This is a genomic window from Gracilimonas sp. (assembly GCF_040218225.1).
Lineage (GTDB): Bacteria > Bacteroidota > Rhodothermia > Balneolales > Balneolaceae > Gracilimonas.
This window is the reverse complement of sequence record NZ_JAVJQO010000002.1, coordinates 421,651-435,125: the sequence shown is the minus strand read 5'-3', so window position 1 is coordinate 435,125 and position 13,475 is coordinate 421,651. Positions and strand designations below refer to the sequence as shown.

Sequence of the window (13,475 nt, the reverse complement as noted above, 5' to 3'; positions counted from 1 at the left end):
GTCAGTTAGATTCTCTTAGTTCATAGTAATGTACTTCTAACATCGAATCGATGCCCATATCTTTCATTTCCCCGTAAATGGTAGCTTTTTTACCATTTATTGTTTTATAAGTTTGATGTATGAAAGTGGAATCGCCTGTTAAACGCACGGTTTTAGTTCCGGATACGAAGAGGGCAGGAACAGCGAATGGCTCGTTCCCGGTATAATTTAATTGGCCCGTAAAGTGAATGAGTCCTGAAGTGTCTGCTCCGGGTGTATAAAGACGGGAAATTATAGTCGTATCCTCTTTACCTGATTCTATTTCTGTTTGAGATGTTGATGTTTCCTGATTTGATGAAGCACTCTTTTTATCTGAGGATGAACACCCGATCCCCAAAGTTAATGCTAAAATGATGGTAGCGTATCTTTTCAAAACAAAAGGATTTAGTTACAACTAAATTAGTGATAGATGAATTTAATAGTTTTAGTTCATTAATGAATACGAAAATAAAATTAAGTTGTATTGGCTCTAAAACAGAGTTCTAAAACTCACTTAAAATAGAAACTAAACGATCCCATGATTTATTTCGTGCAATTACATTTGGATCCTCAGAAGTAGCCTCAGGATCATCTCCACGCCTCATAAAAGCATGGCCTGCGCCTTCATAAATTTCGTATTTATAAATCTTGCTAAACTTCTTCATTGCAGTTTCCGACCGCTCGATGGTTGAATTTACGCGTTGGTCATCGCCACCATAGAACCCATAAACAGGAACTTCAATGTTACGGTAGGCTTCTTCAGCTTCGGGGCCGGTCCCATAAAATACCAGGGCAGCGTCAATCGCATCTCCGGCATTGGTGGCAAACCGAAAGGATTGAGAACCACCCCAGCAAAAGCCGGCTACGGCAAATGATCCGTTTCCAGACTCGATGGTTTTGGCATATTCGAGCACGTTCAGCAGGTCGGTGGTTACTTGATCCGGATTGAGACTGTAGATGGCTTGTCGGGCAGCATCGGAAGTCTCAAAATCGCTGGTTTTCTCTATCCCTTCCACCGTATTTGAAATTAAATCAGGTGCAACCGCTATAAAACCTTCTCCGGCCAGCTGATCGGCAAAACTCCGGGCCCAGTCATTGAGTCCGCGGTTTTCGTGAATGACGATCACTACAGGAGCAGGTTCTGAAGTCTCCGGATAAACCACAAAATTATGCAGTGTCCGATTGTTGGATTCAATGGTCACCCATTCGTGATGGCGGGGAGAATTTTCCAGTTGCTGAATGGCATAATCTTGTGCAAACAAAGAAACCGATAGTAGCAGGGCAAAAATGGATAGAAGAGCAGTTTTCATAAGAAAAAGGATTGGTTGATAAATATAGAAATAACCTGTGAAGTCAGAAAATCATTTCACCAGCAGCATTTTTTGAGTTAGCGTTTGCCCGGCCGTTTCAAGACGATAGAAATAAACACCTGAAGCCAGATTCTCTGCATCAAAAGTAACCTCATGTGTCCCCGCTGCTTTCCGTACTCCATTTACCAAAACAGCCACTTTTCGTCCGGTCACATCAAACACTTCCAGCCGCACCAAACTGTTTCCTGCCAACTGATAACTGATCACTGTACTTGGGTTGAAGGGGTTGGGGTAGTTTTGATTGAGTGAGATTTGAGTGGGAACATCTGTCAACTGTTCACTGCTCACCGGTAACTGTTTAAGTGTAGTAGTTTCTTTGGTTTCAGTATTTACTTCCAGTAATTCTTTCCGCGTAAGTACATATAGAATATCAGAATCCGGTTTTTTGTAGAGGCCGGTGATTTCATCATCAACTGAAAGTAGGGAAGTAAAAGTAGCTCCATAATTTTGAGAAAAAAGGATAGCAGTAGAATCAGATACAAATAAATTTCCTGAAACAGATTTGTCAACCGTAAGAAATTTAGATGAACTCGTTTTAAAATCAATTTCAGAAACTTCCCAGGAGTCTTGGTTTCCTAAATTATCAGAAAGAAGTACTCCGGATGAGGTCAATGAATAAACGTGGGAAGTATCGGTATCAAAAAATAAGTTTCTGAAATACATGCTCGAATCGGCAAAGGTGAAATCTGAAGAATAGTGAGTGCTTCGATATAAATCACCGGAGGAGTTGGTCGCGAAGTAGAGGGAGTCAATTTTAGGATGGATATTGATGATGTTCCAGTCTATGGCTACGGAATCAGCATATGCCATGAACTCAAAATCTTCATCAATTACAGGCCATTCTTTATTGTTTCCCGAAAAAGGAATAGTAATATCTGAAAAGGTTTTAACGTAAAGCGAGTCGCCACTAGGAGAGAGAATAAGTTCTTTTGGGATGTAATTACTTTTTGAGCCTTCTTTAAACGTTTTTACAGCAATAGCCACATTATAATCTAATGTGGCTCCAGAATAATCGGAGATCCCGATTGCGTATTCATATGCTCCAGAAATGATCCACTTTTTTGGGTTGTTATCATAAAAAGTGTATGAGAATACAGTTTTGCTGTCAACGGAACCTGCCAGACACCATTCAGAATAATAATCTGCAAATAAAACGGAGTCTTTTTGAGAATTTAGATCAAAATGATAAACATTATTCTGATTTTCACTGGGAGAGCCTGCAGGATTATCGCCGGTGCATTCGTATTGACCTTTCACATATTTTCTGTAAAACAGATGCGTAGTATCAGTGGAATCTTCCATCCCTTTTAACTCATGGAAATAGGCATCAGTAATTTTATTCTGAGCATTTATGTTGGTGGAAAAAGCCACACCAATCAGTATGAATAATAGTTTTTTCATTTTACCAACAGCATTTTCTGAGTCAGGGTTTGCCCGGCGGTTTCCAGCCGGTAGAAATACACTCCTGACGCAAGGTTTTCAGCCTCAAAGCTAACCTCATGCGTTCCGGCAGCTTTCCTTTCTCCCTCCACCAAAACAGCCACTTTTCGTCCGGTCACATCAAAGACCTCTAGCTGTACCAAACTGTTTTCTGCCAGTTGATAACTAATCACTGTAGAAGGGTTGAAGGGATTGGGGTAATTTTGGCTTAGCGTTACTTGTTTGGGTATTTCTGTTGGGCTTGGCTCGTTTGAAACATATTTAATTGCAGTTGTATCACCATATACAGTGCCATCTATATAAGCACCTTTAAGGGAGTAAATTAAACCATCTACTCCAAATCTAAAGTATGTAAAGCCAAGTTTAGGCGACCACACTGCAGTAGCAATCGCACCATTAAAGTATGTTTTTGATTCTACTATTTTTTCAGAATAATAAGCCAGACTAATGCCTTCATCGAAAGGTTTGCCATTTATACGAGTTGTAACATCTTCACTAAATAAACCCTTAATAATAATGGAATCGGTTTCTGCGATGGGATACCAAGCTTTATAACGGGGTTTGGTCATGTCTAATAAAGTCCAACTGCTGTCACGGGCCCAATTTGTAGCTATAAGATTGGAGAGGGAGTCGAGCCTAAGTTCCTTAAATAATGGGTGCCGAGACTCATCATCGAAATAGATAACAGATCCCTTCCCGTTTTCTTCCTGGGTTGTTGTGGTTTTAAATTCTTCAAGGGTAAGCACGTCATAATATTCACTATCATCATTGGGGTCCTTTTGCCTTACTGTAAAAACAAACTCATTTCCATTCTGGTAGGGAAAGTTGTCAAGACTCATCTCGGGTTCAGAAATTTCAGGTGCTGATTTTAGTATTGAAACAGAATCAGTATTTATTTTCAGAATTTGGTCTTTTTGCATTACGTAGTAAACACCCGAAGCTGGTTTGGGATAGAAATCAAGAATAAAGTGATTTGATGAATACACTTCTTGAAAGCTTTGCCCAAAATCTGTTGATCTGTAAATGGAAGTTGAGTCAGCTACGTATAAAAACCCGGTTTTTTTGGGATCAATTTGAAGTGTTGACGACCTGCCCTGCAAGGTTAATTCTATCCAGCTTCCTGGTTTCCCGTAATTATCAGAAACCAAAAGATTCCCGGTATTACTTGTTGCGTAAACATGGAGAGAGTCTTGGTCAAATAGGAATTGAGAACTGGAGGAAACAGGAATTGCCAAAGTATCTCCTGAAATACCTAAATCTTCTGAACGGATCAACGAGCCATGCTTGGTAAAAAAGGTCAAGCTGTCATTAAAAGGAGAAAAACTCTCAAGCCTGAAATCAAAAACCTTTAAGATAGAGTCTGAAATAATCTCTTCACCATAACCAATATCGTACCAATTGTTATTAATATACCTTATTGTATCTTTATTAGTGGTTATGGGAACTCTGACTGTGTGATTATCCCTGGGAAGGAAAAAATATTCTCCCAAATAAGGATTTGCTTCAACGCGTTCAAAATAATCAAATAAAGGAGCTAAGTAGTACTGTCGGGTCCCAATCTGGGAATAACCGTAAGGCTCAAAACCATCACCTGAGCTTCCAACAAAAATGAAATTTTTAAGATTGTCGTCGAATGGATGAAAATCAATGATATTAATCCATGGATTAAAGCTGCTACAACCAATTCCACCTATACCAACAGCATGCATAAATGTGGAATCTGAATCGTTAATTGGATTCATGTGGCGAAAATCTCTATTTGAAGAGTTATAAAGTCTGCTACCCCATACATCTGAGCATATGTACTTTCTTCTTTCGTCTAAATAGTAAAAAAGATGTGTTTGACCAGCTGTATCATCGGCCGTATATAGATGGGTGAATTGCCAGGATTTATCCAGAGTCTGCCCAAAGGAAAGCGTGCTTCCAAATAACGCCAAAGAAAGTATGAGTAGGCACTTCTTCATAAGTAGTAGGAATGTCTTTATTTAATGTAATAGATAGGTAGCAATTATTCATCTTTAAAGCCCGGGTCCAAAGCTTCCTTCATTTCTGTAAGAAACATTCAAAACTAACCGTCAACTTTAATATCTTTCAGGCTCTGAAAAATCCTGATACACAAAAATTTTAATGAGCACTATTGCCCACGAGAAGTACGAGGCGGTGATCGGCCTCGAAGTTCACGCCCAATTGTTAACGCAAAGCAAGGCTTTTGCCGCGGTTACTACCGAATATGGCGGAGCTCCTAACACTCAGGTTACACCGCTATGTCTGGGACATCCGGGAACACTGCCGGTGGTGAATGAAAACCTGGTTCGCTATATCATCAAAATGGGGTTGGCGACGAATTGTGATGTAGCGGAAAAGTCTATTTTCGCCCGCAAAAATTACTTCTACCCTGATTTGCCTAAGGGTTACCAGATTTCCCAATACGATACGCCTATTTGTTTTGGCGGGTTTGTGGACATCAGCCTGGAAGAATATGACAAGCGAATCGGGCTTACGCGTATTCACATGGAGGAAGATGCCGGGAAGTCTATTCACGATCAGGATCCCTACAATACGCTGGTTGATTTAAACCGGGCCGGAACGCCGCTTATCGAGATTGTTTCCGAACCGGATTTAAGAACTCCGCAGGAAGCTTATGCCTACCTTTCCAAGATCAAGCAGATTGTTCAGTACCTGGAAATCTGTGACGGAAATATGGAAGAGGGAAGTCTGCGTTGTGACGCCAACGTATCGGTTCGCCCGCGAGGACAAGAAAAATTCGGTACCCGAACTGAGCTTAAGAATATGAACTCGTTCCGGAATGTGGAACGTGCCATCCATTATGAAATTTATCGTCAGATTGAACTGATTGAAGATGGCGGGGAAGTCGTGCAACAAACCCGGCTCTGGGATACCTCAAAATCGCAAACACGTCCAATGCGTTCGAAGGAAGAGGCGCATGATTACCGCTATTTCCCTGAACCGGATTTACCTCCTATAATTGTAACCGACAAGATGCTGGATGAGATTCGGAAAGAACTACCCGAGCTGGCTGATGTACGCCGCAAGCGTTTTATGGAAGAATTCGGGATGAGTGAAGATGATGCGGTAACCATCACCGACAGTCGCTATCTGGCTGATTATTACGAGGAAGTAGTTGAGCATCTTGGAAACCCGAAGTCAGCATCCAATATTGTACTCAGTGAGGTGCTTCGGGTGTTGAATGAGCAAAGTATTGACATTCGGGAGTTCTCCATTTCAGCTAAAAAAGTTTCAGATCTGGTAAAACTGAAAGATGAAGACAAAATCAATTCTTCAGCTATGCAGCAGATTTTTAATGCAATGCTGGAAGAAGACAAAGAGCCGGAAGCGTTGGCTAAAGAAATGAACCTTATTCAGGTTTCAGATTCCGGTTTTCTTGAGCCTATCGTGGATGAAATAATAGAAAATAATCCGGATGAGGTAACACGTTATAAGGAAGGAAAGAAACAGCTGATTGGGTTCTTCGTAGGGCAGGCAATGAAGGCATCCCAGGGTAAAGCTAATCCAAAGTTGGTTAAAGATTTAATTTCAAAAAAATTAGACGACTGAAAACACAGTCTTTAGGTTAAATATGAGACAATTCGCACTATATTTGTTAGTTGCTGCATCAATTTTGATAGCAGCTTGTTCTAATGAACCGAAACCGTTACAAACGGTGGTAAAAGGGAATATCTCGGTAGCAGATTCTATCGATAGCAGTGGTGATTTTTCTGGTATAGAAATATCTATTATTGTTCGCGATTCATCCGATGCTTTTAGTGATACTTTATTTAATGAGCAGACAGATGCGTCCGGTTCATTTATGGGTACTGTCCAGTTTCCTGAAAAAAGATATTTCCGAATGTTCATCAGCCGAAATGGAACGAACCTTGGAAACTTGGGAGTAATTTTAGCCGAGAACGATACCGTGACCCTAAATGCAGAGTTACCGGGTCTGGATCAAACCTTGACACTAAGTTCCCGGGAGCACAATGCGATGAATACTTTCCTGCGGGTTGATCGTGGATTTCAAAGAGTTGGAGCTTTTGCAAGAAGTGGAGCAATTCCTGATTCACAAATGCTGGACGAGGTAAAAAAATGGTCTGATTTATACTGGGAAGTATTTGAAAAGAACCCAAACACGATTGCTTCTTATCTCGCAGCGGAAAAGTCAGCAGGAATTGTTAGTAGTTTTGACCAGGAAAAAATGTTGGATCGCATAGATGCTGCGCTGCCTGCAGATTATATGATTTCAGTCGCATTGAATATTGCTAAACCTTATATCGCTCAGTCCCGTGGCTTTGAGGCCACTTCTGATTATCTCGATTCGTTAGTGCAGATATCAGCAAACGAATCGGTACAGGAAGCTATCAAGCGGGATAAAATCATGATGTATTTTGATAGTTCCCGGGTAAAAGAAGCTAAAACGCTGCTTGCTAAGTATGAGGAACAGTATTCAAGTTCAGAATCAAAAAAATGGGCCCGAAGAATTCGTTACGATTTGAATTACCTGGCTCCAGGCGTTTTAATCCCTGATTTTTCGTTCATAACCATGGAAGGAGACACGGTAAGTAATACTTCTTTAGCAGGGGATGTGTACATACTGGAAATTTCACCTTTTGCCAATCCTGAGTATCAAAATGATTATGACCGAACCCTCATCATCAATGAGATATATAAAAACTATGGGTTAAAGATATTCACGGTACCCTTGGATGAAAGCCCGCTTACAGTAGAAGGGTTTTTCGAGGAACGTCGTAAAGCCTGGTCAGTTGCTGAACTAGGTTCATTTGATGTTCAGGATATGATTCAGAAATTTAACGTTGTTCAGGTTCCCACCCGCTTCTTGATTGATGAAAACGGAGTTTTGATCCGTAAGTACGAACGTGGAGAATTTGAAGAAGTAATACAGGGACTAAATAAAGCATTTGATAACAGGAACTCACCAAGCTAAAAATACACTCACATCATGCGAAGATTTTTGATAGCCGGTAACTGGAAAATGAATTGCGGTCCTTATGACGCAGCTGAATTGCTGGAGGGACTCAAAGACAAGAAAGCAGAGGTCGACGAAAATGTAGATGTATTGGTTTGTCCTCCTTTTGTATCCATCGGGATGGCCGTAAATTACCTTCACGACACCGATATCCAGGTAGGAGCACAAACCCTTCACTTTGAAGAAAACGGTGCTTATACAGGAGAGATAAGTGGAAGCATGCTCGCCGAAAGCGGGTGCAATTATGTGATCATCGGACACTCTGAACGCCGCCAGTATTTCGCAGAAACCGACACTACGGTAAACAAAAGATCTCATAAAGCGCTTGAGCACAAATTAGCTCCAATTATTTGTGTGGGAGAAAGCCTGGACCAGAGAAAGTCCAATGAACACTATGATCTGGTTAAGAATCAGGTAACGGCAGCACTTTTTGATATTTCTGATGAAGATGTTTTGGATGTAGTTATCGCTTACGAACCCATTTGGGCGATCGGAACCGGGGAAACAGCTTCAACGGAACAGGCACAGGAAATGCATGAGCACATTCGTAAAGTAATTGCCGGGTTGTATAGTCCGGATACAGCCGATCAGATCAATATTTTGTACGGCGGAAGTATGAAGCCTGCCAATGCCAAAGAGCTGTTGAGTCAGCCTGATGTGGATGGCGGACTGATCGGGGGTGCCAGTCTCGACGCCGAAAGCTTTTCTGAAATTATCACTATTGCTGAAGAACTTTCCTGAGTTATGAAATATAACGTTCTGTTACTGGGAAGCGGTGGACGTGAACATGCACTGGCATGGGCTATTTCTCAATCTCCTAAGTTAAAAAAACTCTTCATCGCACCCGGCAACCCGGGGACAGCATCTTTGGGAGAAAACGTCGCTTTATCTATCTCTGACTTTGATGAGGTTTGGAGCTTTATACAGGCTAACGACATTAACCTAACCGTAGTGGGACCAGAACAGCCACTGGTGGACGGTATTGCCAATTTCCTGGAAACGAAGAATCACCCGGTTTTTGGGCCGAAACTTCAGGCCGCAATGCTGGAGGGGAGTAAGGAATTTGCCAAGGAATTCATGCAGCGCCACGATATTCCAACGGCTGCCTATAAAGTCTTTGATCAGGACAATTTTGATGATGCCGCTGATTACATCAAGAAACAGGGTAAATATCCTGTAGTGTTAAAAGCGGATGGTTTGGCCGGTGGAAAGGGCGTTTTCATCCCTGAAACCGAAGCCGAAGCGATGGAAGTCCTTGAGGAACTAAAAACAAGTGATTCCCTTAAGAATGCAGCAAGCCGACTGGTAATAGAAGAATATATGATTGGCGAAGAAGCCTCTGTATTTGCTATCTCAGATGGTGAGTCCTATAAAGTCATCGGAAATGCCCAGGATCATAAGCGTATTGGAGAGGGAGATACCGGACTGAATACCGGTGGAATGGGAGCTTATTCTCCGGCGCCTGTGGTCACCGATGGAATACTTGATCGCGTAGAAAGAGAGATTATCGAACCGACAATTTCAGGAATGAAAGCAGAAGGAAATCCATATGCAGGAATTCTTTACTGTGGACTGATGATCACCAAAGAAGGCCCTAAAGTAGTAGAGTATAACTGCCGGTTTGGAGATCCCGAGTGCCAGGTTATACTTCCCAGGCTTAAAGCGGATATGTTGGAAGTCATTGTGGCATGCACAGAATCAAAATTAGGAACCGTTGATATTGAGTTTGATGATGAAGTGAAATGCTGTGTGGTATTGGCATCAGGCGGCTATCCGGAATCCTATGAAAAAGGGAAGGTGATTACGGGACTGGATGACATTAAGAATGCCATTCTTTTTCATGCAGGCACTAAAACAGAAGGCGATCAAATTCTTACCAATGGCGGCCGGGTTCTGAATGTAGTCGGTTCAGGAAAAGACCTGCAGACAGCCATTGACAATACTTATGCAGAAGTCAAAAAATTAGCTTTTGACAAAGCCTACTACCGGAGCGATATTGGGGCGAAAGGCCTCAAATATTAGAACATTGAGCATTGACTATTTAACATTCAGTTTCCCTTCTTGTGAAGGGATTAAGAGGAGGGTAAAAATCTCTTCACGGTCTTTGATTTGTTTAATATTCCTGCTGCTCTTTTTTAGTTTTCCATCCTTAAAAGCCCAACCTCTTCAAAAAATCTATTCCGGGTTAGATAATGCTACTTCTCTTTATGTAACCCAGAATTCAATATATGTGGTAGAGCAAGGGAATAATCGTTTGTTAAAGCTGGATCACTCAGGAAAGCTATTAGAAACCATCGGTGGAAAAGGGAGTGGAAATTACCAGTTCAGTAAGCCGGTTGATGTAGACGCCACGAACGGACTCAAAATATTTGTTACAGATTACAATAATCGTCGGGTGCAGGTTTTTGATAAAAGAGGACAATATCTGAGCAGCATTTCTGCCAGTGATACCTTTGGTGACAATCGTCCATATAACCCAACACAAATAGCCGTGAATGGTTTGGGTGAAGTCTTTTTCGTGGATGAAGCAGAGAACTATATCCGTCGTTTTGACCTGGATTCCAATCTCTTGGATGAATTTAGAATTTCTTCGGAAATTGAATCTGTGAATGAAATGGGTGTAACCTCCAGAGAAATTTTGATCCTGGATAAGAAGTCGGCCACTATACATCGGTTAGCACTGAACGGTAGTTACCAGGGTTTTTATGCAGCTGATGGGGTAAGGGCTTTATTTACTACTGAGCAGGGTTTATGGAAATCTTTTTCAAATCGTATTGAATTTGAAAACCGTTCTAAGCAAAAGAAGACGATACAATTAACTTCTGAAGTTAACGTCGTTGATGTCCAGGTTTTAGAAGGCATAGCTTTTATACTGACTGCCGAAGTACTGTTTAAAGTTTCAGGCCTTGAGCAATGATTACTCCTCATCAGATCTTTGATGCTGATATTCCTTTCCGGGAAAAAGCTCTGCAGGTTTTTGAATTTCAACGAACGAGTAATCCGGTTTATCAACGCTTTTGCGATGCTTTAGAAATCGGTGAAGTAAATTCCCTTTCTGAAATCCCATTGATGCCCATACAGGCTTTTAAAGACACCGAAGTGCTCACTGCAGTTGGAAATTCAAAATTCAAAATTCAAAATTTAGAATTTTATAGCAGCGGCACGTCTGGAATGAGTCGAAGCAGGCATGTTGTTTCTGATCCTGAGTTATACCGGCAATCAATCCTTAGGGGAATGAATTATTTCTATGATCTGGATAAGTATGTGATCTGGGCATACGCACCGGGCTATATTGAAAATCCGAATTCTTCATTAATCTGGATGCTGAATGCGCTTATTGAACAGGAGAATTCAGGAATGAGCCGGTTTCTGGAACTAGATCAGCCTTTGGATGAAAATAAGTTGGACAAGGTCCGAAAGTCCGGTAAGAAATTGATGCTGTTCGGAGCCGCGTTTGGTTTGCTTGATATGTTGGAGAAGCAGAACATTCAGTTACCTGAAGACTCCGTAATCCTTGAAACAGGAGGGATGAAAACCCACCGGCGGGAAATAACGAAAGCTGAATTGCATGAAAGATTAGCAACTGGGTTTGGTTTGCCGAAGTCGCAAGTTCACTCCGAATACGGGATGGCAGAGCTGTTAAGTCAGGCATACAGCAAAGAAGCAGAATGGTTTGAATGTGTTCCCTGGATGAAAGTGGGTATCCGAAATCCCCAAAACCCGCTGGGAGAAGTTGAATATGGGGAAGAAGGATTGATTGGGATAACAGATCTGACAAACTTGTATTCGTGTTCTTTTATTTTGACAGGAGATAAAGGCATTCAGCGGGAAGATGGGAAATTCAAGGTGCTGGGGAGATGGAACCCTGAAAACCTGCGGGGCTGCAACTTTTTAATCGATCAGGATTGAGCTGGATTGATAAACATATCGATCAAATCAGAAAAGTGACCGGGGAATGGCTGGATCCAGTAAATACATCTTTACAGGAAGCAGTTAGGAAAACGGTGGATGAAGGACTCTTCAGTAAACAAGACATTGAGTTTCAGCTCTCAGTTTTAAGAGAGAGCATCAGAAATAATGAAATTGAAGAATGGGCCGAGCGTTCAGGGTTGAACGATCAGAAAAATGCCAAAGGTACAAAAGTGCTCTGCCTTCATGCAGGAAATTTGCCCTTGGTGGGATTTCAAACTGCTTTGGGAACCCTGCTTTCCGGCGCTGATTATCATGGCAAGCTCTCGCGTAAAGATCCTTACTTACTGAAATCCTTTCTGGATATCATGAAAAAAGCAGGTTTTGGTCAGGAAGTACAATATTCCACAGAATTGAATGACTTCCAGAATCTGCAGGCAGATAAAGTTGTTTTTGCAGGGTCAGAAGAATCGGTTCCTGAAGTAGAAGAAAAAGTGCTGAAGCTGAATGCTTCAGGAGAAGAGGCGAAGTACATCATCCGCACCGCCAAGTTCTCCATTGCTTACCTCAATGACTGGAATGAAGAAGTAAAAAGAGATTTGGTTGAAGCCACGTTAAGATATGGCGGGAAAGGATGCCGATCAGTAGCGGTAGTAGTTGCTGAATTTACCTTGAATCAGGTCAAAGAAGAGTTGATGGATGGTATTCATGAATTCTGGAAAGAAAACCCTCAATATCAGCAACCGGCCCCAGTTTTGGAATATCAATATGCCTACAACAAAGCTATTCAGAGAAATCAGATTTGGCTGGGAGATTTTTTAATCCAGGAAACAGATGAACTCCCGGATACTGATTTTACGGTGAACTGGGTAAATGGAGGAGAGGAAAAAGTCAGGGAGTTAAAAGCTCTGTTCGGGAAGAAGGTGCAATCGGTTTACACTGTTGGTGGAGAGATTAAGGGGATCGAGACAGAGAAGCTTGCCAATGCCCAACGACCTAATCTGTGGTGGAAACCGGATGGGATGGATTTGGTTAATGGACTAATCAAATAATAGTAAAATTTACATGTTGTCGTAGTAAATGGTATCGCTGTAGAATTCTTCTTGTTCATGCTTATAGTTATCCATGAAAAGCCTGATTCGGAATTCGTAGCTTTGATCAAGCGGAAGGTCAAAAGTTATTCTTCTGAAGGTGTCTCTTTGCTGATTTTCAGAATAAAGTTCATTCCAATTTTCATCATTATCACTTCTGAACTCTAAAATTGTGAGGTCGTCCAAAAAGCTATTCCTAAACCATTGAATTGATAATGAGTCATTATTTCTAAAAGCGGTGAGACTTCTAACATTCCCGAAATTTATTTTTTTAATCTTTTTTGAAAACTTGTTTTTGATATTCCCTTTCTCATCAAACCTAAAAGATGAGATTTTGTACTCCATATCAGTTGTGTACTCACCTGACGAATCCATATAGAAGCTTTCTGATAATAAAGTGTCCAGCGTGAAAAATTTATTGTTCAACTTTTTTTCAATAAGGTGCCCATCATCAAAGCTAGACCTGCTTATCCACTGAATTTGAAAGGCGCGGTCATCTAATTTTAAAATGGCTTCTGGGTCAGAAAAATCAGCCTTAAATTTGGGTGAATCAGGATCGAGAGAATTTGTACGTTCATATTCTGAACCTATAATGCAGCCATTAAGGAATAATATGATAAGTAAGAAAGTTGAATGTTTCATTTA

At 41.2% G+C, this 13,475-nt stretch carries 12 protein-coding genes; 7 read left to right on the top strand and 5 right to left on the bottom strand.

Going from position 1 to position 13,475, the window contains the following annotated elements; translation table 11 throughout:
• Position 1: 1 nt before the first annotated feature.
• From RIB15_RS01860 to RIB15_RS01845, 4 genes are all read right to left on the bottom strand, one after another.
• Positions 2 to 412: a hypothetical protein gene (locus RIB15_RS01860; protein WP_350200443.1), complete on the bottom strand. Its 411-nt coding sequence runs from the start codon at positions 410 to 412 to the stop codon at positions 2 to 4.
• Between the two features lie 109 nt (positions 413 to 521).
• On the bottom strand, positions 522 to 1,328 hold the full coding sequence (locus RIB15_RS01855) for a dienelactone hydrolase family protein (RefSeq protein WP_350200442.1): 807 nt from the start codon (positions 1,326 to 1,328) through the stop codon (positions 522 to 524).
• A gap of 51 nt (positions 1,329 to 1,379) precedes the next feature.
• Positions 1,380 to 2,789 carry a T9SS type A sorting domain-containing protein gene (locus tag RIB15_RS01850; protein ID WP_350200441.1) on the bottom strand — a complete coding sequence of 470 codons (1,410 nt, stop codon included), beginning with the start codon at positions 2,787 to 2,789 and terminating at the stop codon, positions 1,380 to 1,382.
• The gene (locus RIB15_RS01845) at positions 2,786 to 4,792 is read right to left on the bottom strand and encodes a T9SS type A sorting domain-containing protein (RefSeq protein ID WP_350200440.1); all 2,007 of its coding nucleotides are present in this window, start codon (positions 4,790 to 4,792) and stop codon (positions 2,786 to 2,788) included. Before RIB15_RS01845 ends, RIB15_RS01850 begins: the two co-directional genes overlap by 4 nt.
• A 163-nt stretch (positions 4,793 to 4,955) precedes the next feature.
• Here RIB15_RS01845 and gatB point away from each other — a divergent pair, with 163 nt between their 5' ends.
• The 7 genes from gatB (at position 4,956) to RIB15_RS01810 (ending at position 12,791) form a co-directional block, all read left to right on the top strand.
• A complete protein-coding gene (gene gatB / locus RIB15_RS01840; RefSeq protein WP_350200439.1) occupies positions 4,956 to 6,404 on the top strand; it encodes an Asp-tRNA(Asn)/Glu-tRNA(Gln) amidotransferase subunit GatB in 1,449 nt (482 codons plus the stop codon).
• 22 nt (positions 6,405 to 6,426) lie between these two features.
• Positions 6,427 to 7,788, top strand: a complete 1,362-nt coding sequence (locus RIB15_RS01835; RefSeq protein WP_350200438.1) for a peroxiredoxin family protein — start codon at positions 6,427 to 6,429, stop codon at positions 7,786 to 7,788.
• A 15-nt stretch (positions 7,789 to 7,803) separates the two neighbouring features.
• Positions 7,804 to 8,571: a triose-phosphate isomerase gene (gene tpiA / locus RIB15_RS01830; RefSeq protein ID WP_350200437.1), complete on the top strand. Its 768-nt coding sequence runs from the start codon at positions 7,804 to 7,806 to the stop codon at positions 8,569 to 8,571.
• 3 nt (positions 8,572 to 8,574) lie between these two features.
• The gene (gene purD, locus RIB15_RS01825) at positions 8,575 to 9,852 is read left to right on the top strand and encodes a phosphoribosylamine--glycine ligase (RefSeq protein ID WP_350200436.1); all 1,278 of its coding nucleotides are present in this window, start codon (positions 8,575 to 8,577) and stop codon (positions 9,850 to 9,852) included.
• A gap of 82 nt (positions 9,853 to 9,934) precedes the next feature.
• Complete coding sequence (locus RIB15_RS01820; RefSeq protein WP_350200435.1) at positions 9,935 to 10,747, top strand: NHL repeat-containing protein; 813 nt, start codon at positions 9,935 to 9,937, stop codon at positions 10,745 to 10,747.
• Positions 10,744 to 11,739, top strand: coding sequence for a LuxE/PaaK family acyltransferase (locus tag RIB15_RS01815; RefSeq protein WP_350200434.1), 996 nt, complete (start codon positions 10,744 to 10,746; stop codon positions 11,737 to 11,739). Before RIB15_RS01820 ends, RIB15_RS01815 begins: the two co-directional genes overlap by 4 nt.
• A complete protein-coding gene (locus RIB15_RS01810) occupies positions 11,736 to 12,791 on the top strand; it encodes an acyl-CoA reductase (RefSeq protein ID WP_350200433.1) in 1,056 nt (351 codons plus the stop codon). Before RIB15_RS01815 ends, RIB15_RS01810 begins: the two co-directional genes overlap by 4 nt.
• A 9-nt stretch (positions 12,792 to 12,800) precedes the next feature.
• On the opposite strand, the gene RIB15_RS01805 is transcribed toward RIB15_RS01810, so the two are convergent.
• A complete protein-coding gene (locus tag RIB15_RS01805; protein ID WP_350200432.1) occupies positions 12,801 to 13,472 on the bottom strand; it encodes a hypothetical protein in 672 nt (223 codons plus the stop codon).
• Positions 13,473 to 13,475: the final 3 nt, after the last annotated feature.

What these genes read in the sequence shown, in the direction of transcription:
- RIB15_RS01855 (WP_350200442.1), bottom strand. Translation starts at nt 1,328, where the DNA reads ATGAAAACTGCTCTTCTATCCATTTTTGCCCTGCTACTATCGGTTTCT.
- RIB15_RS01850 (WP_350200441.1), bottom strand. Translation starts at nt 2,789, where the DNA reads ATGAAAAAACTATTATTCATACTGATTGGTGTGGCTTTTTCCACCAAC.
- RIB15_RS01845 (WP_350200440.1), bottom strand. Translation starts at nt 4,792, where the DNA reads ATGAAGAAGTGCCTACTCATACTTTCTTTGGCGTTATTTGGAAGCACG.
- gatB (WP_350200439.1), top strand. Translation starts at nt 4,956, where the DNA reads ATGAGCACTATTGCCCACGAGAAGTACGAGGCGGTGATCGGCCTCGAA.
- RIB15_RS01835 (WP_350200438.1), top strand. Translation starts at nt 6,427, where the DNA reads ATGAGACAATTCGCACTATATTTGTTAGTTGCTGCATCAATTTTGATA.
- tpiA (WP_350200437.1), top strand. Translation starts at nt 7,804, where the DNA reads ATGCGAAGATTTTTGATAGCCGGTAACTGGAAAATGAATTGCGGTCCT.
- purD (WP_350200436.1), top strand. Translation starts at nt 8,575, where the DNA reads ATGAAATATAACGTTCTGTTACTGGGAAGCGGTGGACGTGAACATGCA.
- RIB15_RS01815 (WP_350200434.1), top strand. Translation starts at nt 10,744, where the DNA reads ATGATTACTCCTCATCAGATCTTTGATGCTGATATTCCTTTCCGGGAA.
- RIB15_RS01805 (WP_350200432.1), bottom strand. Translation starts at nt 13,472, where the DNA reads ATGAAACATTCAACTTTCTTACTTATCATATTATTCCTTAATGGCTGC.